This window comes from Sedimentibacter sp. (assembly GCF_038562225.1).
GTDB lineage: Bacteria > Bacillota > Clostridia > Tissierellales > Sedimentibacteraceae > Sedimentibacter.
In genome coordinates this window covers 361,999-386,931 of sequence record NZ_JBCFAS010000001.1, presented here as the reverse complement: position 1 = coordinate 386,931, position 24,933 = coordinate 361,999, and the positions used below count along the sequence as shown (strand labels likewise).

The 24,933-nt window shown below is 39.8% G+C and carries 23 protein-coding genes; 1 reads left to right on the top strand and 22 read right to left on the bottom strand.

The features are described from left to right. The 8 genes from AAGU76_RS01860 to AAGU76_RS01825 form a co-directional block, all read right to left on the bottom strand. On the bottom strand, positions 1-3,942 hold the full coding sequence (locus tag AAGU76_RS01860) for an S-layer homology domain-containing protein (protein WP_342483733.1): 3,942 nt from the start codon (positions 3,940-3,942) through the stop codon (positions 1-3). A gap of 293 nt (positions 3,943-4,235) precedes the next feature. After that, entirely contained in the window at positions 4,236-5,225 is a 990-nt protein-coding gene (locus AAGU76_RS01855) for a M42 family metallopeptidase (RefSeq protein WP_342483732.1), read from the bottom strand. 1 nt (position 5,226) lies between these two features. Next, positions 5,227-6,240, bottom strand: coding sequence for a M42 family metallopeptidase (locus AAGU76_RS01850; protein WP_342483731.1), 1,014 nt, complete (start codon positions 6,238-6,240; stop codon positions 5,227-5,229). Next, entirely contained in the window at positions 6,231-7,271 is a 1,041-nt protein-coding gene (locus tag AAGU76_RS01845; protein WP_342483730.1) for a M20/M25/M40 family metallo-hydrolase, read from the bottom strand. The genes AAGU76_RS01850 and AAGU76_RS01845 overlap by 10 nt, the downstream gene beginning before the upstream one ends. Positions 7,272-7,324: 53 nt before the next feature. After that, on the bottom strand, positions 7,325-9,631 hold the full coding sequence (gene ispH, locus AAGU76_RS01840) for a 4-hydroxy-3-methylbut-2-enyl diphosphate reductase (protein WP_342483729.1): 2,307 nt from the start codon (positions 9,629-9,631) through the stop codon (positions 7,325-7,327). Then, positions 9,609-10,214, bottom strand: a complete 606-nt coding sequence (locus AAGU76_RS01835; protein WP_342483728.1) for a lysophospholipid acyltransferase family protein — start codon at positions 10,212-10,214, stop codon at positions 9,609-9,611. Before AAGU76_RS01835 ends, ispH begins: the two co-directional genes overlap by 23 nt. Next, complete coding sequence (cmk, locus tag AAGU76_RS01830) at positions 10,204-10,854, bottom strand: (d)CMP kinase (protein ID WP_342483727.1); 651 nt, start codon at positions 10,852-10,854, stop codon at positions 10,204-10,206. Before cmk ends, AAGU76_RS01835 begins: the two co-directional genes overlap by 11 nt. A 210-nt stretch (positions 10,855-11,064) precedes the next feature. Next, complete coding sequence (locus AAGU76_RS01825; RefSeq protein WP_342483726.1) at positions 11,065-12,375, bottom strand: YjiH family protein; 1,311 nt, start codon at positions 12,373-12,375, stop codon at positions 11,065-11,067. Positions 12,376-12,619: 244 nt separating this feature from the next. Here AAGU76_RS01825 and AAGU76_RS01820 point away from each other — a divergent pair, with 244 nt between their 5' ends. Continuing rightward, complete coding sequence (locus AAGU76_RS01820; protein ID WP_342483725.1) at positions 12,620-14,476, top strand: sensor histidine kinase; 1,857 nt, start codon at positions 12,620-12,622, stop codon at positions 14,474-14,476. An 18-nt stretch (positions 14,477-14,494) separates the two neighbouring features. Here the strand turns inward: AAGU76_RS01820 and AAGU76_RS01815 are convergent, their stop codons facing one another. The 14 genes from AAGU76_RS01815 to AAGU76_RS01750 all read right to left on the bottom strand — a co-directional run bounded on the left by AAGU76_RS01815 (position 14,495) and on the right by AAGU76_RS01750 (position 24,900). Continuing rightward, positions 14,495-15,193, bottom strand: a complete 699-nt coding sequence (locus AAGU76_RS01815) for a response regulator transcription factor (protein ID WP_342483724.1) — start codon at positions 15,191-15,193, stop codon at positions 14,495-14,497. Between the two features lie 121 nt (positions 15,194-15,314). After that, on the bottom strand, positions 15,315-16,187 hold the full coding sequence (locus AAGU76_RS01810; RefSeq protein ID WP_342483723.1) for a MurR/RpiR family transcriptional regulator: 873 nt from the start codon (positions 16,185-16,187) through the stop codon (positions 15,315-15,317). Positions 16,188-16,190: 3 nt separating this feature from the next. Further along, positions 16,191-16,730: a 2-oxoacid:acceptor oxidoreductase family protein gene (locus tag AAGU76_RS01805; RefSeq protein WP_342483722.1), complete on the bottom strand. Its 540-nt coding sequence runs from the start codon at positions 16,728-16,730 to the stop codon at positions 16,191-16,193. Between the two features lie 10 nt (positions 16,731-16,740). Beyond that, complete coding sequence (locus AAGU76_RS01800) at positions 16,741-17,568, bottom strand: 2-oxoacid:ferredoxin oxidoreductase subunit beta (protein WP_342483721.1); 828 nt, start codon at positions 17,566-17,568, stop codon at positions 16,741-16,743. Further along, positions 17,568-18,707 (bottom strand): 2-oxoacid:acceptor oxidoreductase subunit alpha, encoded by a 1,140-nt coding sequence (locus tag AAGU76_RS01795; RefSeq protein WP_342483720.1) that lies wholly within the window; start codon positions 18,705-18,707, stop codon positions 17,568-17,570. The genes AAGU76_RS01800 and AAGU76_RS01795 overlap by 1 nt, the downstream gene beginning before the upstream one ends. Then, positions 18,700-18,903 (bottom strand): 4Fe-4S binding protein, encoded by a 204-nt coding sequence (locus tag AAGU76_RS01790; RefSeq protein WP_342483719.1) that lies wholly within the window; start codon positions 18,901-18,903, stop codon positions 18,700-18,702. Before AAGU76_RS01790 ends, AAGU76_RS01795 begins: the two co-directional genes overlap by 8 nt. 188 nt (positions 18,904-19,091) lie before the next feature. Next, a complete protein-coding gene (locus AAGU76_RS01785) occupies positions 19,092-19,667 on the bottom strand; it encodes a class I SAM-dependent methyltransferase (protein ID WP_342483718.1) in 576 nt (191 codons plus the stop codon). 1 nt (position 19,668) lies between these two features. Further along, positions 19,669-20,391 carry a pseudouridine synthase gene (locus AAGU76_RS01780; RefSeq protein ID WP_342483717.1) on the bottom strand — a complete coding sequence of 241 codons (723 nt, stop codon included), beginning with the start codon at positions 20,389-20,391 and terminating at the stop codon, positions 19,669-19,671. Positions 20,392-20,574: 183 nt separating this feature from the next. Further along, positions 20,575-21,618, bottom strand: a complete 1,044-nt coding sequence (locus AAGU76_RS01775; protein WP_342483716.1) for a D-alanyl-D-alanine carboxypeptidase family protein — start codon at positions 21,616-21,618, stop codon at positions 20,575-20,577. Continuing rightward, positions 21,608-21,988, bottom strand: coding sequence for a hypothetical protein (locus AAGU76_RS01770; RefSeq protein WP_342483715.1), 381 nt, complete (start codon positions 21,986-21,988; stop codon positions 21,608-21,610). Before AAGU76_RS01770 ends, AAGU76_RS01775 begins: the two co-directional genes overlap by 11 nt. A 60-nt stretch (positions 21,989-22,048) precedes the next feature. Next, the gene (locus tag AAGU76_RS01765) at positions 22,049-22,399 is read right to left on the bottom strand and encodes a hypothetical protein (protein ID WP_342483714.1); all 351 of its coding nucleotides are present in this window, start codon (positions 22,397-22,399) and stop codon (positions 22,049-22,051) included. Positions 22,400-22,464: 65 nt separating this feature from the next. Continuing rightward, a complete protein-coding gene (gene scpB / locus AAGU76_RS01760) occupies positions 22,465-22,995 on the bottom strand; it encodes an SMC-Scp complex subunit ScpB (RefSeq protein ID WP_342483713.1) in 531 nt (176 codons plus the stop codon). A gap of 8 nt (positions 22,996-23,003) precedes the next feature. Continuing rightward, entirely contained in the window at positions 23,004-23,723 is a 720-nt protein-coding gene (locus AAGU76_RS01755) for a segregation/condensation protein A (protein ID WP_342483712.1), read from the bottom strand. Positions 23,724-23,736: 13 nt separating this feature from the next. Next, entirely contained in the window at positions 23,737-24,900 is a 1,164-nt protein-coding gene (locus AAGU76_RS01750) for a D-alanyl-D-alanine carboxypeptidase family protein (protein ID WP_342483711.1), read from the bottom strand. Positions 24,901-24,933 lie beyond the last annotated feature (33 nt).

The window sequence follows — 24,933 nt, the reverse complement described above, 5'->3', positions numbered from 1 at the left end:
TCATTGAAATTTGTTGAAAATTCTATAAAGAAATACCGCTGCCTCTGCACGGGTCGTGCTGCCCAGAGGATTTAACTCATTATCAGAGCCGGCAATGAGTTCTTCATTTATTAAAGATGATATGCTTATTGCTGCATACATTGATATTTTATCCCTGTCGTTGAATTTTTCAAGTACACTGTATTCGTTTGATAAGGAAAGTCCTTTGTGCTTTTCCAGGGCTCTCGCAGTTAAAACCATCATATCCTGCCTTGTTATGAACTCTGCCGGATAAAACCTGTTATTTCCGTTACCTGCGGCTATGCCAAGTGCTTTGGCACTTCCTGCAGCCTCGAAGTAATAGCTGCCTTCCTCCACATCATCAAAATTGTCTTCAAAATCAACGTTTAGTTCAAGAGTGTTCATAAGCAGAAGCATGAAGTCTGCCCGTGTTATTTTTGCTGAAGGCGAAAATTCATTTTCTGTTGTTCCGCTTATGATTAATTTTGAAGCAAGGACTTGTATCTGGTTCTTTGCCCATCCGTAATCCGTAAGGTCTTTAAATTCCTTTTCCACATAATCAACTGCAAAGATACTGAAGTGTGTGGTCTTGAAAACAACACAACCGGTTAATTCATTAAATCTTCCATTGGATATGGTTTCCATTTTTCCGTTTTCGTCAACATAGAGCACCGATAAAAACTCTGCATTATGTTCAGTTGATGAAGGTGAATATGGGACAGTAACTTTAACAGGAGCACCATTGTTTTTCCAAGGAACTTTTTCACCATCAATTTTCACATAAATTTCAACCATGGTGTGTTTATCCAGTCTGTCTTTAACATTTTGAGGCAGACTGTCTGAATCAGATTTGCCTATTCCTATTGTTACTGAATCGGATTTTAATACACTTTCAAAAATACTGCACGGAATTGAAACAGAGCCGTATCCTGTAACTATCTCTATACGGTTATTGCTGCCTGGCGAAAATATGCCGGAAGGCAGAGTGATTTCGTACCTTTCAGCATTCTGTACATTGTCAATGAGAATCCTGACTGTCTTAATTCCGTTCACGTCGGCTGAAGTCTTGTCAAATGCCTTAGTCAATGAAATGTTGTCTACTATTACCTCTGCCGTTCCTGAATTTTTGTACAATGTTGTTATATCCGTTGCGACAACAGTATTTTCATTACCGGTTGTTATTTTTACATTGTTTTGTGTGCCGCCTCCAACATCAAACGGTAAAGTCAAATCAAGCGGCAATGACAGATTTTCTGCGCTGTCAGACATATATACCTGGTAGTTTCCATAAGACTTGCCGGTTGCATCCCAAAAGACCTTTGTTTCAGGATGCTCTATGGGTAAGGCTGTGACTTCTGCGGTGCATTCAAGTGCTGCTATGTCTGTATAAGTTGTATCTGACTTAGGTACAATATAAAATGTTCCATATAGACCAAAATCATCAGAATTTAAATATGCGCTTCTTTTTGTTACCGGTGAGACACTAAATGCAGGTGCCGTCATATCAAAATACATTGTTTCTGCTACGTCATGGCTAACGGATGACAATGTAAAATCACCTTTTACTGCTGCATAACCGGGCTTTTCGATTGTATAATCATATGTCTTTAATTCCTCGTAGGGCACAAACTTCCAAAGATAATAATCCGGATTTGTTTTATAGACTTCATCATAACCGCTTAAGGTTAAAGATGCATCTCCTAAAATTGCACCTGACTCATCGGATATCCTGAACAACAGATACGAAAGATTGCTGCCGGTTTCATCCTTAAGCGTGCCGGAGTCTAAAGAATCATCAAACCACAAAACGGACCCTCTGCCAATGTTTTCGGCCCCTTGATCAACCATGCCTATGGCGTTGATTATGGGTGAATTTTTCACAGTTACGCTGCCGCCTGCACCAAATGCTCCGCCTCCGATTCCTGCCGAATTAAATCCTCCTTTGGCAAAAGTTCTGCCTCCGTTTATATTTATTGTGCCGCCATCGCCGTTATAGCCCCCGCCGATACCTGCTCCGCTGGCTCCTCCGTTTGCTTGGACAATTCCGTCTGTAATGGAAAAGTCACCGCCATCAGCAAAGTACCCTCCGCCAATACCTGCAGATCCGAATCCGCCGCTTGCGCTTAAAATACCGCCTTCTATGCGGATGGTTCCTCCAAACCCGTTGTACCCTCCGCCTATTCCTGCTCCTCCTGTGAAGCTGTCGGTGCATAAAGAAGTGACATTTCCTCCGCGTATGATTATAGTTCCACCGTCTCCGTGGTTTCCGCCGCCAATACCTGCTCCGCGAATTGAACTTTTTGCCGTTATGGTACCATCATTTATTATTATTGTTCCATTATCCGCATCAATTCCTCCGCCTATGGCTGCACCGCCAAATGTACTTATTGCTGTTATTGTGCCACCGCTTATGGTTATGTTTTGACCTTGTCCTTCAGAACCACCTCCAATGCCTGATGCCTGAACACCTCCGTCTGCGGTTACAATTCCTCCGCTTATGTTTATTGTTCCGCTTGGCTGGCCCTGATTTCCACCTATGGCTGCAGCATACACACCTCCGGCTGCTTTAACATTACCTCCGCTTATATTGATGGTGGTATTGAATCCTCCTATGCCTGCAAAGCCTGAAATACCTGTAGCAACAATTGTTCCGTCATCAATGTTTACTGTTATATGATTGCTGTTTGAGCTTCCGCCGATGCCTGCTCCGCCCATTGCATCAACTACTCCGCCTGTAATATTTACGTATCCGTCCATATTATCATCGAATCCCTCATAACCGCTACCTATTGCAGCTCCGAGACAACTGGATGCATTGATGATTCCTCCGCTTATATTTATAGTTCCTGATGAACCGCTTTGCCCGCCGCCTATTGCTGCTCCTCCTCCGAAACTTGCGTTTGTTGTAGCTGTTATATTGCCTCCGTTGATATTTATTGTACCGCCGTCACCTTGACCTGAATAATTATCATAGCCTGCCATTCCTCCGCCGATTCCTGCTCCACCATAACCTGCAACTGCTGTTACAGTACCGTTGTTTATGTTTATTGTGCCGCCTGCACCAGCCCAACCGCCGCCGATTCCTGCGCCGTAGACACTCCCTTTTGCAGTTATAATGCCGTTATTTATGGTTGTCACTCCACCTGAGCCATAATAGCCGCCGCCGATTCCTGACGAAAAATTATCGCCCGTTGTTGTTATGGTTCCACCATTTATGGTTACATTGCCGGATGTTTCTGAAATACCGCTGCCGATTCCTGCACTAAACCCGCCTCCAATGACTGTCAGCCTGGATTCATCATCGTTGTAGCCTGATGCCCTGTCAAGTGTAATGGCTGTTCCTTCGGGAACATGTATTCCTGCTCCGTATGTGGATGCAAAGACACAGCTTCCTCCGAATTTAATTGTTTTATTTGTGCTTCCTGTGTCTTGTACGTCCAAACCCGGCATTGAACCTGATTTTACAGAATAATTTATTAGCGTCAGTTCAAGATCCTTAGTCCGTCCGCCTTCGATTATTATGCTGGTTCCTGTGGTTGTGCCTGCAAGGACTGTGTCAGTGTTCACATAAGACAATGATATATAGACATTCTCAGCATCCTTGTCAATTAATATGTAATGAGCTGAGATGGAGTCTGCAGACAAAACTGAATTGTCTTTTAATGTTATGGTACCACCTGCAGCAATAATACCGCTTCCGGTTATTGTACCACCGTTTATTATGTTACCCGAAACATTGATTTGCCCTATGTCTGATATTGTTCCGTAGTTTGTTAAATAATCACTGATATTTATTGCTTTATAATTTGATAAAGAGCTGGTTTCATTAATTTCCAAAGATGCTAAATCTAAAATGGAGTCACCAAAACCATAAACAGGTGATATATCTGTTGCAATAAGAAGTATTAAGATACATAATAAAACTCTTTTGATTTCTTTCATTGTTCTCTCCTTTCTAATTTTTTAATATCCATAAACGTCTGATTTTCATACTAACATAATGTCAGTATTTGTCAAGAAAAAGTTTTCCTGATCAATAAGTTGAGTTCAATCATCACTATCCTTCACATAAACCTGAACAATAAAATATATCAGATATAATATGTAGAATTTATTGCATAAAATAAAAGAACCGTCGAATATGTAACAGACCAAAATTCAACGGTTACTGTATAATAATAACTTATGACATTGTAAATGTGGATTATTCTCTTGCACAGGATGCGTTGGCTAAATTATTTAGAAGAAGCTGTTGCCTTAAGAAGTTTGATGCACTCCATAACATCCTGTTTGTTGAATATTTCCGCAGCAGAGTGAAGGTTACGTGTAGGTATGGAAATAACTCCGCTGGGGACACCTTCCCTTGACAGGTGTATTGGTCCTGCATCTGTTCCGCCGAACTCGAGAACCTCGTACTGGTACTGGATGCTGTTTTCTTCTGATAGTCTTGTAAGAAGATTTTTAACATCAGAGTGTGTTATCATGGATTTATCCATGATCTTGATTGCAGCACCGCCGCCTAATTTCACATCCATTTTGATTCCGTCAAGACTATCTCCTGTTGCAGTTACGTCCAGAGCAACGGCTATGTCAGGATCTATGCTATAACCTGCAGTCTTGGCTCCTCTGGTGCCAACCTCTTCCTGAACAGAAAATACGTAGTAAACATCATTGTCCGTAGCGGGATGGTTTTTTATTGCTTCTATCTGTATGTAGCAGCCTATTCTGTCGTCAGCAGCCCTGCATACTACGCAGTCTTTTGTCTCGTAGTATTCGGATTTGAACACGCACATGTCTCCCACACGAAAGTTATTCTTTACAAATTCAGCATCTGTAGAGGCAACGTCAATGTAAAGCTTGCTCATGGTTATTTTTTCATTGTCCTTTAGTTCCTCGCAGCAGATAACCCCCTGCAGTCCGTTGTCAAATACCATGGTAAGGCCGATTATTTCCTTAGCGTGAATTCCGCCTACGTTTGAAAACCTTAGGAAGCCTTTCTCGTCAACGTGTGTTATTATGAGGCCTATCTGGTCCATGTGTGCTGAAAACAGAACCTTTTTACCTGTTCCCTTTTTTCTGGCTATGAGGTTGCCCAGAGCATCAACTCTTATTTCGTCTATGTAGTCCTTTATTTCCGATATTATCAGTTCCCGCACATTGTTTTCTCTTCCCGAGGGAGAAAAGCAATCCGATAGTTCCTTCATTAATTCGCTGTTAAAATTCATTTTATTCCCCTTTCTGATTTACTAAGATAACTGATTTGGCAAGTTTTACAACACTTTCGTAATCACTTTTACTCGCTACGTTCACCGCCGAATGTATGTACCTGCACGGAACAGATATGGCAACGACCTTGGAGCCTTCCTTTGTTTTGTGAATGGGTCCTGCGTCATTTCCTCCTGCGGCTGATTTCCTGTATTGATGCGGTATATTGTTGTTTTCTGCAATTTCAACAACGCTTCTTACAGTATCAATATCGTAAAGCGTTGAGTTATCCATGAGTGATATTGCAGCTCCACCCCCGACTATTGTGGACTTGGAATGGTCTTCGACTTCAGGCATGTCAGCGCAGACCGTACCTTCAAGCACAATTCCTAAATCCGGTTCAAGCGCAAAAGCAGCTGTCTGGGCTCCCCTGCAGCCGACTTCTTCCATGACAGTAAAAACACCGTAAAAATCAGCATCAAGCTTCATGCTCAGAAGTTCAAGTATGGCGCTGCATCCCGTCCTGTCATCAAGAGCCTTGGCCTTAATCAGGTTGTGTCCGAATTCCACGTAATCGCTTTTAAAGGATACGTAGTCTCCAATGCCAACCAGTTTTTCCGTTTCAGATTTTGAGGATGAGCCTATGTCTATGTACAGTTTGTCTATGGGTATTGTCTTTCCCTTTTCAGCTTCTGTCATCAGATGTACGGCTTTTGAGCCGATTATTCCAGGGATTTTGTTTTCTCCCACAAGTACCTGTTTGGAGTTCAACACTCTGGGGTCTATGCCTCCCACAGCCTGGAACTTTATGAAACCATCCGAGTCAATGTGAGAAACTATGAGTCCCACCTCGTCCATATGGGCTGCAACCATGATTGTCTTTGTTTTAAAGCCCTGGTTGTGGGCGATTATGTTTCCCAGCTTATCCACATGGTACGTGCATCCTATTTCGTCAAGCTTTTTCTTTATGTAATTTCTAACTTCGTATTCGCACCCTGATACGCCGGAAAGTTCAGTCAACTCTTTTAAAAACATAATATTTCCTCCAAATCAGAATTATCAAGCTCGTTGATGAATCGCGCTATTGCTCTGCCGGTATTCTCCACATCCTTTATGTCAATGGTTTCAACAGATGTGTGCATGTAGCGAAGAGGAATGGACAGCAAAATGCAAGGTATCCCTTCCCTGTTTACTTGCAATGCTTCTGTATCTGTTCCGGTCCTGGCAGGTACAGCCTCGTACTGCAGCGGATAGTTATATTTACTGCACACTTCCACAAATTTCTTTGTAAGCTTATGGTTGAGTCGTCCTCCGTAAGCAACAACCGGGCCTTTACCCAGGTGGGGTGTTTCCGGTGGCATGTCGGGAGTCATGCCGAATCCAACATCAAGAACTATACCTATGTCGGGATTTACCTTGTAGCTGGCTGCAGTAGAGCCTCTGTAGCCTGTTTCTTCCTGTGCTGTAGCAGCATAATACACGGTGCTCCTGTGGGACAGCTTTTTCAATTCTTTTGCTGTTTCAAGCATTACAGCAATACATGCCCTGTCGTCGAAGGCCTTGGCTGAAACCATGGTTCCCTGAAGCGACATGGGCTCTCTTTTTATGGTTGCCACATCTCCTACACTTACAACCTTCTCCAGCTCATCCTTGGGAAGTCCAGTATCTATAAAAAGATCCTTAAGCTTCAAGGGCTTGTTTCTTTCTTCCTCGCTTGTTACATGAGGAGGTTTGATTCCTATTACTCCGAATATGTTTTCCCTTCCGTAAACAATTACATCCTGAGCAACCAGCGATGCAGGATTGATTCCGCCTACAGAAGTGAAGCTTAAGAATCCTCCTTCAAGAACCTTTGTAACCATGAGCCCTATTTCATCCAGATGCGCAGCCAGCATTATTTTTTTCCCGTTACTTCCTTCTGACCTGAAAATGTAGCTTCCGACTTTATCCTTTTCATATGAATCGGTGTACGGCTCAAAGTACTTGGTCAGAACCTGGCCGTTTACATGTTCAAAACCTGAAACAAACTGGTTTGAACATATGTCAAACAAAAATTCCTTTATCAATTTACCCCTCCTTATATAAGAAAATGTTAGGCCTTGCGACCTAACATTTATAGTTACTTCAATAAGTCTCCAAGAGCATCGCCTATGGATTCTCCTATAGTGAAGTTTGCTTCTTCTTGTTGATATGCTGCTGATTCGGTATTTTCAAAGTCATCACCTTTATCTTCAAGTATTAATGTCAGGTTCAGGTTTTTTCCTTTCATGTCAACTCCAAGAACTTTAGCTTCCTTCATTTCTCCAACTTTTACAACTTGTGCCGGAGTTCTTAATTTTTCTGCTGAAACCTTGGCTATAGGTATGAAGCAATCGATGTTGCCGTTTACGCTTACATGAATTCCGTCAAGAAGAATTCTTGTAACTTCAACCTGGATGATGTCATCTTTATTAAGGTCTTTAGCGTACTTGTCAAATGGATGTTCAACAAGCTGCTTCATTCCAAGGCTTACTTTTCTGTCTTTTCTTGTTATGTTCAGTATTTTCGCTGTAACTTCCTGTCCTTCGTGAAGTATGTCTGTTACTTTTTCTGTTCTTGCCCAGTCAAGGTCTTTTATGTGAAGCAGGCACTCAACTTCGTCAATCATTACGAACGCCCCGAAGTCAACTATTCTTGTTACAACGCCTGTTACTACATCGCCTTTTTGGTGCTTGTCAAGGAAGAGTGCCCATGGGCTTTTGATTGTAGCTTTGTAGCTTAAGGACAATTTTTTGTTTTCCTTGTCTATGCTCTTAACCTTTACGCTTATTTTATCGCCTGTCTTCAGAACTTCTGAAGGATGCTTGATTCTAGTCCATGCGATTTCATTGATGTGAAGCAGTCCGTCTATTCCATTTATCTCTACAAATGCGCCGTAATCCTGAATGTTCTTAACAACGCCTTCGTAAACTTCGCCTTCTTTGATGTTTTCCCAAGCTTCGTTGTCCTTGGCTTCCTTTTCTGCCTTTTCAATTGCTCTGGCAGTGAGCACAAGCTGTTTTCTTCCTTTGTTGTTCTTTGTTTCAAGAACCTGAACCTTAAGATTTTTTCCCACGTATTCGGATGGATCTGCATTTCTGTTGATTGATATCTGATTTCTTGGTATGAAGCCTTTTATTCCTTTTACTTTTCCGTAAATTCCGAATTGTGAAGCTTCAACTATTACAGTTTCCACAACAGTTCCTGCCTCTCTCATTGCTTCAAGCTCATCCCAGATCTTATGTTCTTCAAGAGGTTTTCTGGTTAAAACCACATTTCCGTCCTGATCAGAAATTTTAAGCACCTGTGCTTCTATTTCGTCTCCTTCTTTAACTACTTGAGTTAAATCTTGAACGTCATTGAGGGAATATTCATCTCTTGTAATGATTCCGTCTGATTTATAATTGATGTTTACAGAAATGGCTTCAGGACTTACATAAATAACAGTTCCCTTAACTCTTTCGCCTGTTCTGATATAAGATACTCCACCGTAATTCTCAAGCAATTCATGCATGCTGCCAGCCTGTTCTGCCTGTTCGTTCTTTTCATTCATGTTGTTTTGGTTTTCCAACATACTAATAACCTCCTCAATGATCCAGTCAGGTGCCGAAGCTCCTGCGGACACTCCCACAATTGTATTTTTATCTATATACTTATAAGGGATTTCCTTATAATTTTCAATTAAGAATGTTTTTGGGCATATATTTTTGCTCAGCTCAAAGAGTTTTTTTGTGTTTGAGCTGCTTTTGCTGCCTATGATGAGCATGACATCACATCGGGATGCCAGTTCAATGCAGCTTTCCTGTCTTTTTCTCGTGGCGTCGCAGATGGTGTTGTTAACAACAATGTTTGACATACCTTTCTTTTCAATAAAGTCGGCAATTTCTCCGAACGTTTTTGAATTGAAAGTGGTCTGGGACACCAGAAGGTATTTTTTTGAAGGATCCAGTTCAAGCTTCTCAAACTCCTCCGCGCTGTCCACAACATCTGCTTCATTGCAGCACCAGCCTTTGATCCCAATTACCTCAGGATGGTATTTGTCTCCTGCAATGATTATATTGTAATCACTATTTTTAAATTCTTCAACTATTTTGTGTATTTTTTTTACTTTTACACATGTTGCATCAATAACTTCAATATTATTTTCTTTAAGGCTTTCAAAAACCTGTTTGCCTGCGCCGTGAGCCCTTATGAGAAGTTTGGCATCCAAACCTTGCAAAACTTCGTCCACAACGGTCAAGCCTTTTTTTTCAAGCTTGTCGATAACATCTTTATTATGTATTATTTCTCCGTAACTGTAAAGCTTTTTTTCTTCATCCAACACTATAAAAGCCTTATCAACTGCTGTCTTTACTCCTGCACAAAAGCCGTTGTACTTAGATTTCTCAATTCTCATTATTCTTACCATCAGCCTGCAGGTTATAAATATCTTTTAAGATTTCCCTGCCTATTTGGGTGTATTCTTCGGTTCTCAATTTTCCTTCATATTTTTCGAAGTAGTCTTTTTCCTCACCAAAAAAGATTTCCAGCCTTCCCCTGAATTTGTATGGCCCTTTTATGAAAACCGGTAATATCTTCGCATTTGCCTTATTGGCGATCATTGCAATCCCAGGCTTTGCGTTGTTTTCGTCATAGCCTGATAAAATCCTTGTCCCTTCCGGATAAATGCCAAGAACTCCACCTTCATTCAAAACGCCTATGGAACTTTTTATGGCTGACAAGGATATTCCCTGCCTGTCTACAGGAAAAGCACCTAAATTTCTGAACAAGAATGAAAGCACCTTGTTGTCAAAAAGTTCCTTCTTACCCATGTAGTGTATCTGACGCTTTGTAGAAACTGCCAGTATAACCGGGTCAATCATGGAAATATGATTTCCGCACACAATGTATCCGCCTTTTGTTTTGTTCAGGTTTTCAGCATTGTGCACTTTAAGGTCAAATATAAGAAAAACCAGTACCTTCAGTACTGCAACCACTATTTTATAAAACATTCTTTCCTCCGACTATATCAGCAATGGTTTTGACAACTTCCCGCACATCCATGTTCGTGGTATCGATGAGCACGGCGTCATCGGCCTTCACAAGCGGCGAAATTTCCCTGGTGGAATCTTTCTCGTCCCTTTTTTTTATGTCCTCAAGAACGTTTTTGTAATTTGTCCTGGCTCCTGTCCGCACAAGCTGGTTGTATCTTCGCCTTGCCCTGGTCTCTGCGGATGCTGTCACGAAAAACTTGAAATCAGCGTCGGGAAAAACCTTTGTACCGATATCTCTGCCGTCTAATATTACATTTTTGTTGCTGGCGATTTTTCTTTGAAGTTCCACCATTTTTTCACGCACGTTTCTCAGCGCTGAAATTTTTGAAGCTCCCTTTGAAATTGCTTCGCTTCTTATGTAACCTTCAACATTTTTGCTGTCAAGAAAAATCTTGTTGTCTGAATAATCGACCGCTGTTGTCTTAAGCATTTCGTCAATCTTGTCTTCTTGTATTTCGATGTTGTTTGTATATGCCTTATATGCAAGAGCGCGGTACATTGCCCCCGTATCAATATATTCAAAACCAAGTTCCCTGCTTAAAAGCTTTGCAACAGTGCTTTTTCCGGCTCCTGACGGTCCGTCTATTGCGATTATCATATATCTTTCCTTTCGAGTATATTTAAACACTTTACTATTATATTACAAATTTTGAAATATAACAACAAAATTTTTTTAAGGCTTTACATAAAATAAATGATTTAAAAAAAGGACAATTATGTCCTTTTAATATTTGTTGTCTTTCTGATGGATGCTGTTGTTGTCAGCCGGATTCATTTCAATAGAATCATAGCTGTTGACCTTATGCTTCTAGAACATTATGATACCTACAATCGCAGCCAGAATAATTGACAATATAGTTCTTTCTACCCAAATGACAACAAGCTCTTTCACAGATACAGGTATTTCAGTTGACAATATGCAAGGAATTGATGCCGAGAAAAACAGTATTGATGATACTGAGCACACTGCAACAACATATTTTGATATGATAGGGCTATTTGCTATGATGCCTGCAGGAAGAAACATTTCGGCAATTCCTACAGCCAAGGCTTTTGCTGTCAGCATTGCTTCAGGCACCTGCATCAAAGCGGTAAAAGGATAAAAAATATATCCTATAATGTCAAATATCGGGGTGTAGATTGCCAAAAGCAAGCCTAAAAGCCCAATAGACATGATTGTTGGCAATATGTTGCTCACCATATTGATACCATCCTTCAGGTTGCTCCATACATTCTGCATGATTAATCCGGAATTTTTAGAAACGATCATGGCTTCATTCCATGCAACACTTAAGCGGTCTTTTGCAACTATTGATTCAGGATCTCCTTTTTCAGTAACATAATCATCGCTTTTTTTACTTATTGGATATATACGCACTGTAACAGCAGTAACCATAAAAGTAATAATCAAAGTAGACCAAAAATATAAATTCCAGTGTTCCATTAATCCCAAGGTTTTTGCAACTATTATCATGAATGTTGCTGATACGGTAGAAAATCCGGTTGCAATGATGACAGCTTCTTTTTTTGTATATTTCCCTTCAAGATAAACTCTGTTTGTGATTAACAGTGCCAATGAATAGCTCCCTACAAATGATGCAACAGCATCTATTGCTGATCTGCCTGGTGTCTTCCATATGGGTCTCATTACAGGCTGCATGAATACTCCTGTGAATTCCATGAGTCCGTAATTGATTAAAAAAGAAAGAAATACTGAACCTACAGGTATCAATATTCCTAAAGGTATTACCAGCTTGTTGAATAAGAAAGGAAATATATCCGGTGCATACAATAATTCCGGACCAAGGTGCAAAACAAACATGAAACCTGTTACAATACCAATTATTTTAAAGAAGGAAAATACAATATCCACTGTGCTTTTATTCCATGTTTTTTTGACAAAAGGCTTCAAACCACCGTAAATCATTATGGCAAGAGCAATATATGATGTGGCTGCACCAAGCAGCTGTTTTAATATTGTTACGATATGATCCAATGGTATTGAGTTTTTCCCATCATACATAATTGGTACAAAAAACATAAATATTCCAACCGCACTACAAAAAATAAATTTAAATTTTTCTTTAAAACTTACTGTTGTTTTTTCTGTCAAATTCATGTTCATACCTCCCTAAACATATTTTTTGTCATTCTACCATGTATTTATGAGCAAACGTTATTTTATATGACATTTATAATTAATGTGTATCAATTATTATTAAATGTACATGAAATATACATAAACCCCAGTTAATTTATGAAAATATTTGTGATATAATAAGAAACATAGGCTAAGGCCTTTGTCCCGATGTATTTATTGTATCGTTGTGAAGCAAATCTGATTTATTTAGGAGAACGTTATTATGCAGCTAAAAAGAAAAATAACTATGAGCATCTGTATAATTGTAATTTTATCTTTAGTTATCATGTGCGCATCGATTTATACAAAATCAGCATCTATTCTTAACGATGAATCAACTAAGCTGACAGAGGTCCAAATATTAAGAGCCCAGGAGAAAATTGATCTGATGGTAAAAAAGGTCCAGGTTGAAACCCTGGCATTTTCAAGGGATGAACATGTTTACAATTTTTTCAGCGGCAAGGAAGATGGAGTTGAAACCAACAACTATTTGATCAGAACAATGGAAAAAATGAATTACGACAGCAATTACTACAAGGATTTGTTCATCGTTGATTTAAAGGGAAGAATAGTTGCCTCAACAATGCCAAACGCCATGTATGTAGATTTATCAAGCAGAAAATATATTCAGGACGGATTTGCTTATGAAACAACAGCCACAAGCGATATATTGCTTGCATTGTCCGACAGAACAAACTTAGTGAATACCGTACACCCCATTTACAACGAAGATGGTAAAGTACTGGGATTATTCGGCATAGCCATAAGGGCAGAAAACTTCGTAGACTTTGTTAAGGATTATAAAATAGGAGATTCAGGATATTTTGTAATCATAGACTCGAACGGTTACATATTATCTCATAAAAATCCGGACATGATTCAAAAGCTGGCATCCGAGACACTGGACGGCTTTAAGAATTTTGATAATAATTCAGATAATATTTACAGCTCATATCATGACGGATTTATTCACTCATACAAGAAGATGAACAGCAATAACTGGATACTGCTCACTGTAATGCCTTCAAGCGAGCTGATGGCAAAATCCGCAAGCCTGCTGAAATACGTGATATTTTATGGAATTATCATCTCAGGTTGTTCAATATTTATCAGCATTTATATGTCTAATAAAATATCTTCTCCCATAATTCACATAAATAACTACATAAACAGCGCAAAAAACAGCAATGATATTTTCGAAAATGCAATCGATAAAACAATAGTCAATGTAAAAGGCGTTTCAAATATTGATAAATATGAAGACTACAGCAGCTACCGAAATGTCTATTCCTTCATGGATACTATAAAAGACAAAATTGATAAGGATTTAAATTTTTTTGAAGAGGATGCTGAGGTGTTGATTAAAAAATCAGAGCATTTAAAAAATTCGCTGGAAATGAAATCTTATTTAACATCTAAATTCCTGATGACCTTATCTCATGACATAAGAACTTCACTAACCTTAATCAAAGGTTATACCCAGGGATTATTGTCAGGTGTCATAACAGATGAGGACACAAAGACAAGATTTGTTCATGAAATATACAACAGCGCAGAGACTCTGGAAAAAATTTCATATGACGTATTAGATTCAACATATGAAGCACAATATATACAGCAGCTTAAAAAGGAGATTATCGATGCCGATGAATTCAGTAATTATCTGTTTACATCTGCAAAGGACTACATCGAAAGTTCTGACAGAATTTTTACGGGCGAATGTATCTGCGGCAGCTGCACGGTGAATATTGATAAGGTAAAGATAATAAGAGTATGGCAGAACATCATCAACAATGCAGTAAAGTACAGCGAAAAATATACCGAGATAAATGTCAGCATTAAAAAGGAAAACAACAGGCTGTTGTTTCAAATCAAAGATAACGGAATCGGGATAAAAGAAAACGACAAGGAATACATATGTGAAATGTTTTACAAGTCAAATCTGGCGGAAAAGAACAGCTATGGATTAGGACTTTATGTATCAAAATTAATTCTAGAATCTCATAATTCTACGCTGCAGTTTGAATCCACCTATAACAAGGGAAGTAAGTTTTGGTTCGGTTTGGATATTTACAGTTAATTGCTCATCCCATATATATTATTTGAACTTTGCTTCGAACATGTAGCCGACACCGCGTATTGACTTTATGTATTTTTCACTGTTGCTGATATCGTCAAGCTTTACACGTATCCTTTTTACATATGTGTTAATAATATTTTCATCGTACAGATCGCTTTGCCAGATATCCTTAAGTATTTTTTGCCTTGTTACGGCATTGAAAGCATTATCAATTAAATATACGAGAAGCCTGAATTCCGTATTTGAAAAGCTTATCTCATTACCGTTTTTTGTAACCTTGTAAGCATTGCGGTAAACTTTAATATCATCAAATTCTATGGGTGTTTCCGGTGTTTTGGATGCTTTATATCGCTCTATGCGGTTTATATGAGCCTTTATTCTTGCAATCAGTTCCAACGGATCGAATGGCTTAACAACATAGTCATCTGCTCCAACGCCCAAAGCCTTTATTTTATCAAATGATGAAGCGTTTGCACTTAGTATGATTATCGGTACATTAGTGTTTTCCCTTATCTTTTGGCACACTTCGATTCCATTGATATCTTCCATGTTTATATCTAATACAATCAAGTCTACGGATTCATCAAAAAAAGCCAATGCATCTCTTCCATTATAAGCAGACACAGTTTTAAATTCATAAAGCTTCATATATTCTTCGAGCATCCTTACAACTCTTCTATCATCATCCACGAGAAGAATTTTCCTTTCCCGGTCCATTGTATCACCTCATTGTATTATTTTTAGCTGCAATCACATCTATAATTATAATGTAATAATTGCTATTTGCATAGGAGATAAAATAAATGAATTCAAAAAAGGACATTAAATGTCCTTTTAATCAGTTTTTGTCGTTCTGATAGATGCTGTTGTTGTCCCAAAGCTCTTCCAGCCTGTTGTAATATTCGACTATGTCATCCTTTTCCTGCAATCCTATGTTTATGATGAGGTTGTTTATCATCGCAAGAGGAACAACCAGTGAATCTATGAATGACACTATGTTGCTTTTGGCAAGCAGCGAAACATCTGCTATGCTGTATACAGGAGAAGCTTCAGTATCCGTTATTGCAACTATTTTAGCCTTGTGTTCCTTTATGAATTTCGTGGCATCTATCGTTATCTTCGAGTATCTGGGGTAACTTATTACAATTAGAACGTCTGATTCCTTTATTCTTATTATTTCTTCATAAAGGGAGTTTACACCGCTGTTGTTCAATACCTTTACGTTGTCAAGTATTACGTCAAGATAAAAACCCAGGTAGTTGGAAAGCGTCGATGATGTACGCAGTCCAAGTATATAAACCTTGTTTGCCTTCATAATGATATCAGTAGCCTTGTCAAGAGCCTCAATGTCAAAGTCCTCAAACATGTAGCGCATGTTGTTCATTTCATTCTTGATGATTTTTTTGTGGAGCTTATCCTTGTCGTTTACAATGTCATCGTCGAGACCGATTCTCTGAACAGTTGTGAGCTTGTTTTTGATCAGGACCTGCAAAGCCTTTTGTAGCTCCGGAAATCCGGAATATCCGATGCTGCTGGCAAAACGAACCACTGTGGACTCGCTCACGTCCACTGTTTCTCCGATTTTGGCAGCAGTCATGAAAGCAGCCTTATCGTAGTGGTCGATGATAAACTGAGCAATTTGTTTTTGGCCTTTGCTGAACTTGTGGTAGTTGCTTTTTATGATACTGATTAAATCATTGGTATTGTTCATTTTTTATCCTCGAATTAGTTTTATTCCTTCTTCGAAAGCATTGATGTTTTTTTCAACAGTCACAGGCGGAACCCTATCAGTAATTGATTTAATCATTACGTCCTTGCTGATTACATCTTCTCCAATAAGTGCATACAACGCACCTACGGAAACTATGTTGGAAACCATGTGAGTACCCAGTTTGTTTTGCGCTGTGTCCAAAATGGGAAGCCTGTGGATGGTATATGGTGCTTCCATGTTAACTTCAACACTTTCATCAACAACTAGTATACCATTTTTGTCTAAAGATGCAATATATTTATCGTAGGAGTTTTGTGTGAGTGCCAATAAAATGTTGGCGTTTGTAACCTTAGGGAACTTTATCTCACCCCTGCTGATTATTACCTCTGCCTTGCTGGAGCCCCCTCTTGCTTCCGGGCCGTAAGACTGAGTCTGTATAGCGTTAATTCCCTGCTCAATTGCGGCGTCTGCCAAAATAATTGCTGCAAGTATTACTCCCTGTCCACCGGAGCCGCTGAGCCTCAATTCTAATTTATCAAACATTTCAGTCTCCTTATTTGTTTTGAAATTTGTCTATTATAACCTGGTAGCTCTCGGTGTACTCAGGTTTCGGGCTGTTGTAAAATTCTCCGATAAGTATTTTGTTTTCTGCCTTTTCGGGACTTTTTTCAGCTACCTTAATATCCACACAGTTGTCCTTCAGAAATGTGTGCATCTTAAGCGCATTTCCCTTCTTGTTCTTTCTGCCGTAGTATGTGGGGCAAAGGCTGAGTCCTTCAATGAACGAGAAGCCTTTGTTCTTCAATCCGTTCTCAATGAGCTTTTGCATTAAAGGAGCATGGTAAGCCGTTCCTCGTCCTACATAAGTTGCACCTGCTCCCTGAGCCAGGTTGCAGAGGTCGAAAGGCTTGTCAATGTTTCCGAAAGGTGCGGTAGTTGCAAAGTCACCAAATGGAGTTGTCGGAGAATACTGTCCTCCGGTCATACCGTATATGTTATTGTTGAACACAATGGTTGTTATATCTATGTTTCTTCTTGCAGCATGTATAAGGTGGTTTCCGCCTATTGCAGAGCTGTCACCGTCTCCCATGATTACAATAACGTGAAGCTTCGGATTTGCGTGTTTTATGCCTGTGGCAAAAGCCAGTGCTCTTCCGTGTGTGGTGTGTAAAGTGTTGAAGTCAAGGTATCCGGGAGCTCTTGAGGAACATCCTATTCCTGAAACCACAACTACTTCGTCCTTGTTGAGGCCGAGCTTTTCTATTGCTCTTACAACCGTGTTCATCAGAGTGCCGTGGCCGCAGCCCGGGCACCAGATGTGAGGAAGTTTGTCTACTCTGAAATATTTCTGTGTCAATTCACTGCAGTTTTTTTCGCTCATTATTCTCTACCTCCCATCACGGCATTGGCTATTTCTTTAGGAGTGATAATCTCTCCATTTATTTTGTTGATCTTCTTCACAGGACATTTTTTGCCTGCAACGCGGTCAACTTCCAGGAAGTACTGACCAAGGTTCATTTCAGCAACGTAAATTTCCTTTACCTTTTCCGAAAGATCTTTAATCTGTTTTTCTAAAAATGGCCAGATTGTTATAGGTCTGAACATGCCGACCTTGACGTTGTTCTTTCTCATTTCATCTATGGCACTTTTTGCTGCTCTGGAAACTCCTCCGAAAGCAATGATTGCTATTTCGGCATCTTCCATTTCATATTCTTCATAGTAAGTCAAGTCATCTATGTTGTTTTCTATTTTGTCAACTATTCTTTGAACAAGACGACCGGAAACTTCATTGTTGTTTGTGGGAAATCCCGTTTCATCATGTGTAAGACCGGTTACATGGTACCTGTATCCTTCTCCGAAGGAAGCCATAGGCGGAATCATGTCGTCATCCGGTTTGTAAGCCTTGTATTCTGAAGGCTTGCAGTTAGGTTTCTTTCTGTTTACCACTTTGATTTCTGAAGGGTCCTTGAAGGCTATTTTTTCTCTCATGTGACCCACTGTTTCATCCATGAGCAATATGACGGGTGTTCTGTATTTTTCAGCAATATTGAAGGCTTCAATAGCATACTCGTATGTTTCCTGAACAGAATTTGGTGTAAGAGCAACTGCCGGATGGTCTCCATGAGTTCCCCACTTTGCCTGCATGATTTCACCTTGTGCCGGGGAAGTAGGCATACCAGTGCTTGGACCTCCTCTTTGAACATTGACTATTACACATGGTATTTCTGTTATTGCGGCGTATCCTAAATTTTCCTGCATGAGCGAGAAGCCCGGTCCGCTGGTGGCAGTCATTGATTTCAGACCTGTAAGAGATCCTCCTATGATGGCAGCCATACTTGCCAGCTCGTCCTCCATCTGAATGAACTTTCCTCCGAATTGAGGCAGCTTCTGAGCGGAAATTTCAGCAATTTCTGTAGACGGAGTTATTGGATATCCTGCAAAAAATCTCATGCCGGCAGCCAATGCACCTTCTACGCATGCTTCATTGCCCTGCAGCAACTTGTATTTCTTTTCACTCATCTTCATTTCCTCCTATGTAAATAGCATTGTCTGGACATCTGAGCTCACATTGTCCGCAATAGATGCAAGCATCCGGATTCGCTATAACGCACTTCTCATTTACAATTTTTAATACCTGCTTTGGACAAAAACCTACGCACACGCCGCAGCCTTTGCACCAGTCTTTGTTCTGCAGAAGACGTTTTGTATCAGACATATTACCCTCCCTTTGGTTCTGTCGTAACTAAATCATAGCACATTTTTTTATTTTTGCAAGAAATATTTCAGAAAAAATATAAAATGCAAGAGGAAATTCATAAAATGCAAAATTGCCTCGTGAAATCGCTTGCCAAAGCTGTTAAACATATATCAGCTAAGAAAAATGCATGATGGCGTTTATGCCTATCATGCATTTTTCTCCACTATAAATAATTCCGGCGGATTATTATCTTTGTTTGTTATTCGTATGTGTATTACGTTGTATTCCTTCTTGTCCAGTGAGCATAAAAAGTCCATAACGTCTTTTATCTCATGGCCAACATCGTGTGTAACATAGCTTGTTATGTATATTCTCCCGTCATCGCCAAGCTGCGGCAAAAGATTTCCGATAGCCCTCACCGTGGTTTCGGGGTCTGTAGTCACAGTTTTGTCAGAGTACGGAAGGTATCCCAGATTGAAAACAGCGGCGTCGATTTTTCCGCTAACATATTTTCCGATAAACTCGTGGGAATCCATTATTACATTAAAGTTATCGTATTTTTTGTTAGCTGAAAGAAGAGACTGAGTCCTGTCTATGGCCTGGGGCTGAATGTCAAAAGATTTAACGCTGCCTCCCGGTCCTGCGGTGTTGCTTAAAAACAATGTGTCGAAGCCGTTTCCGCACGTAGCATCCACAAACTGAAGATTTTCCTTCCCGTTGTAGCTTGTTTTAATAAGCATGTGTACAAAATCAACAATCTTTCCGTATTTTGCGTTATCCATTTTAACCCTCCTGTCCGTTTTTCAAGAAATTTATTTCCTCATCCTTCAAATAAGCCCATGTTCCGGGTTTCAACCCATCAAGGCCTATTTTTCCAAAGGATATTCTTTTCAAGGACTTCACTTTGTGCCCTACGGCATCAAGCATTTTTCGTACCTGTCTGTTTTTTCCTTCATAAATGCTTATCTGCACGGTGGAGACGTATGACGTTCGCCTTATGATTTTCACCTTGGCGGGCGCTGTCTTGTAATCTTCTATTTCAACACCATTTTTAAGTCTGATAATTGCTTCGTCGCTGATTTGTCCTTCCACTTCAGCCAGGTAGGTCTTAAAAATGTGGAATTTAGGATGCAGCAGTTTGTTTGCTGTTTCACCGTCGTTTGTAAGAAGCAAAAGCCCCGATGTGTTGTAGTCAAGCCTGCCGATGGGATATATCCTTTCGTTTATGTCAATAAAGTCAAGAACAGTCTTCCTGCCGAACTGATCCTTCACTGTGGTCACGCAGCCTTCAGGCTTGTATAGCTTTATATAGATGAAGTTGTTCTCTTCTGTAATTCTTTTATTATCAACTGTCACTACGTCGATTGACGGATGAATCTTTGTACCGAGTTCCGTCACAACAATCCCATTGACTTTAACGCTGCCGCCTGCAATAAGCTCCTCTGCTTTTCGCCTTGAAGCCACACCGCATCGTGCCATGTATTTCTGTAATCTTTCTTCTTCCATATATTCCTGCCCCATATAAATTATAGTTCATTATAACACAAATTGACAGCAGTTACAACGCCGTAATGACAATTAAGAGCTCTAATAATTAAGAATTAAGAGTTAAGAATTAAGAATTAAAGGAAAAAAATTTAGGCTCTGCCTAAATTTTTCAATCAATTCTTCACTCTTCATTCTTAATTCTTAATTGTAACCAATCAGTTTTCCTGTGTGTATAACCTCTTCTCCCAGCAGAATTTTGTAGGTTCCGTAAATCGTGCCGCTGTCGCTGTTTAACTTGTGAGGAACACAATATTCTGTCTCGAACCGTACTTTTCCATTTTCATCCTCAGTCAGAAGATAACTGAAATCTTGATCAACAAATACAGGATTACCGTCAGGTGATGTTCCGGCATATTGATTTTTTTCTGCTATAAAATATGATTTATAGTTTTCAAAAGCCCAGTCGAAAATTCTGTAGCTGTCGTTAAACCAGTTCTGGTCATTGAGAACAACCACAATTATTTCCGTACCGTCCTTTTTAGCAGATGCCACCAGGCATCTGCCTGCCGCCTTCGTATATCCTATTTTTATACCGCTTCCGTATTCGTACTCATACACGACCTTGTTCTTGTTGTACAAGACTGTTCCCAGGCTCAGTGCCTTATACTTCACCGTAGAAGCTATTTCTCTGAATACATCATTTTTCATTGCATATCGGCTTATTACGGCCATATCATATGCTGTTGAATAGTGATTATCATCATGAAGTCCGCTGGGATTCATGAAATTTGTGTTGTATGCCCCTACTTCAACGGCCTTCTGGTTCATCATGTCTACAAAACCTTCCTGGCTGTTCCTGCCAGCAAAGGCAGCCAGCGTTTCTGCCGCATCATTACCGGAGCGCAGCATGGTCCCGTATAAAAGGTCTATTACAGACACCATCTGCCTTGGTTTAAGATAAATGCTTGAGCCTTCTATTCCGGCACAGATGGAAGGCACCTCTATTTTTTTGTTAAGGTTTCCGGCATTTTCAATAGCCAGTATTGAAGTCATTATTTTTGTGGTGCTGGCGATGGGAAGCTTCTGGTCTGCGTTCCTTGAACCTATTATTCTTCCGGAATCAGCATCTATTACTATGTATGACTGTGCGGAAACGTCAGGAATGGCTTCAGCAATTGTCATGATGCTTCCGGACTGCAAAATTGCAGCCGTCATTGCAAGCGTTTTTAAAAACTTAAACTTCACAGTCCTTCTTCTCCCTTGCATCCTTTATGAAGGACATGATGTTCATTACTGATGACGTCAAATCCATTGAGTTTGTTTCATTATTGATGTTGATGGTCCTTACATCCTTTGCCGGCGTTTCATAAATCAAAACCTGCGGATTAAGCTGCAGATTTACGTAGGCTGCTCCTGCAAAAGGCTTTAAATCCACTGTCTTGAATTTTTTGTCTATTTCGCTTCCGCCAATGACAAAATTCATGTTTAGCTTTGAAATTGCCAGGTAATTTGTATCATCGTAGGTTATTTTGCTGCTGATAAGCTTTTCGTTTTCTGTAAGGCTGTTGATGTTGTCAAGAGTTGTTCTTATGATGCTTTCAATGTCGTTGCTCATTTTTATCCCCTTTCTGGTATGTTTTAATACAGTATTCCCAAAAATCGGAGAAATATAACATTAACCGTTCAGCAGCGATTTTTTCAATATGTTATTGACAACCACAAATTCGATTGCCAATGTTGAAGAATTTCCAAGGCACTCCGGATAGAACAATATGTTCTTCACAATAAAACGTTTCATTGCTTTTCTTCCGTATTTTCTCACATAATACAAATAGTCGAAATGTGATTTGACCTTTTCAACTGACTTGGTTCGCCTGTATCTGTGAAGAATTTTCCCAATGAAATCGGTATAAACCACCTTCATGCAATAGAAATGTTTTTTCCTGAAAAATATGACGGCAACATCTAACTCTGCATATGAAGCGGCCATATTGACCTTGAAGATAATCTTCAGGTTGAAATACAAAAATATCAGTCCCCCAACTGCAAATAATATAATCCCTATTATCATCGTAAAATAAAAGCAACGTCCTACGTTGCTTTTTTCTCCTCTTCTGATTCTATGCTTAGTGCAGGAAGCTCATTGATTGAATTCAAACCAAAATGCCTCAAAAATTCATCAGTTGTGGAATAAATTGCAGGTCTTCCCGGTTTGTCGAGCCTTCCCACTTCCTTGATAAGGCCTTTGTCAAGAAGGCCTTTTATTACGTTGGAGCATTTAACTCCGCGAATAAGCTCTATTTCAACCTTGGTTACAGGCTGTTTGTAAGCTATTATGGACAAAGTCTCCATGGCAGCGGTAGAAAGGCTCTTGTTCACCGTAGTCTGCAACAGGCTTTGAATGTATTCGTAATTTTCTTTTTTTGTAGTTAACTGATATGAGTTTCCAAACTTCTGTATAGTCAGACCTCTGTCCTCATCTTTTGAAAACTGCTCCATCATTTCATCCAATACGTTTGATATGTTGCCTGACGACATGTTCAGTATCCTTGATATTTCGTTGAGGTTCAAAGGTTCTCCCCAGGCAAAAAGCAAACTTTCCAACACACTTTTAATGTTCATTTGTTCTCCTATGCAGCAATTATTATTATATCGCTGTATGTATCGTTTTGATAAATTTTCATTCCGTGCTTGTTTGACAGCTCCAGCATCGCAAGAAATGTTGTGATGACATACTCCCTGGATAGGTTATGCTTTTCTCTGAATGTTGAAAACAGCGATACGCGTCCGGCAGATTTTATTTTCTTCAAAAGTTCGTCCACGCAGTCCTTCACGCTGTAACTTTCTCTGTACACCTTGAAGCTGTCCTCTGCAACAACCTTTATGTTTTGATTTTTTATCAGCGACAAGAACACATTGTACAGCTCATATATGTTCACTTCATTCAGCGAGAGCTGCTCCACCCTTGCATCGGTTGTTAGAGCCATCTCTTCCTTGGGCTTGGAATAATAATAGCTGCTTTCGTCTTCGTACTTCTTCAGTTTTTCGGAAATATCCTTGAACATTTTGTATTCAAGCAGCTGGTTTACCAGTTCCTGTCTGGGATCTTCGCTTTTTTCCTTCTGCGGCAGCAACATTTGCGATTTGATCTCGATCAGCGTTGAAGCCATCAAGATAAATTCGCTGGCCACATTCATGTTGAATTGCATCATCTGTTCAAGATATTCAATGTATTGGTCTGTTATCTCTGCAATGGGAATATCGTATATGTCGATTTCCTTTTTTTCTATCAGGTGATACAACAAATCGAAGGGCCCTTGAAATACGTTTATGTTTACGGAATATTCCATCTTTTATCCTCTGTTATTTAATTATGTTCTCTAGCACATTGTTCAGATAGAAACTGAAGAAACCTTCCTTGTCGATGTTTTTCTCAGGGTATAAAAGGTATTCTCCAAGGACCTTTCCTTCCTTGTATAAGACCGCCTTACCTATGGGAACTTCAGAACCAAGTGGTGCCTTCAGATTTTCATCTATTTCATATTCTAAAGTAAAATCCTCAACCTTGCAATTACTTTCTGTAAAATAATAGATATTTTCTTTGCTCACCACATTGAAGCTTTCATCTTTTGCACAGTATACAGGAACGGTTGTGACAACATCTCCCCTTGAGTGGAAGATTATGTTTTTATAATTTGCAAATCCTTCGTTTAACAGCTTCTGGATTTCAGCAAATCTGATCTTTGTAGTGTCGCTGCCCAGAACAACAGCAATGAGTGTTGTGTCATTTCTTCTGGCAGCTGCTGAAAGGCAGTACTTTGCCTCGTTGGTAAAACCGGTCTTGCCGCCCAGCAGGCCGTCATAGTTGTTTATGAGCCTGTTTGTGTTTACAAGCACCTGTTCTGAATCCTTTTCTTTTCCTACATAGACGGAATCCATCCATGTTAGCATGTATTTGTTTACATAATCATACTTCAGTAACTCTTTAGTCATTACGGCTATGTCATGAGCCGTTGTCAAATGGTTTGGATCAGGAAGACCTGTCACATTCATAAAGCTTGTGTCGTTCATTCCAAGTTCCCTTGCCCTGTCATTCATTGCTTTAACGCAGCCTTCAACCGAGCCGAACAAAAACTCGGCCATTGCCACTGATGCATCGTTTGCTGAACGCATGGATATAGCCTTTAGCATGTTTTCGACAGTTTGAGTTTCACCTTCTTCAAGATATATCTGACTGCCGCCCATGCCTGCGGCATTCTCGGAAATGGTAAGTTCCTGTTCCAGGGTTATTTCCCCTCTGTCCATCTTCTCTGAAATCAATACCAAGAGCATTATTTTTGTGATGCTGGCAGGAGCCATCTTGTCATTGCTGCTTTTTTCAAACAATACCTGCCCGTCGTCTGCGTTGATGAGTATTGCCGAACGTGACTGAAGGCTTTCCGGTGTTATTGCCAAACCATATACCGGAACCGTTAGGACACTGGCAGCCATGAGCATCAAAAAAAATATGGCTATAAATTTCTTCATAAAAATACCTCCTTTTTATGAATTATGATAACC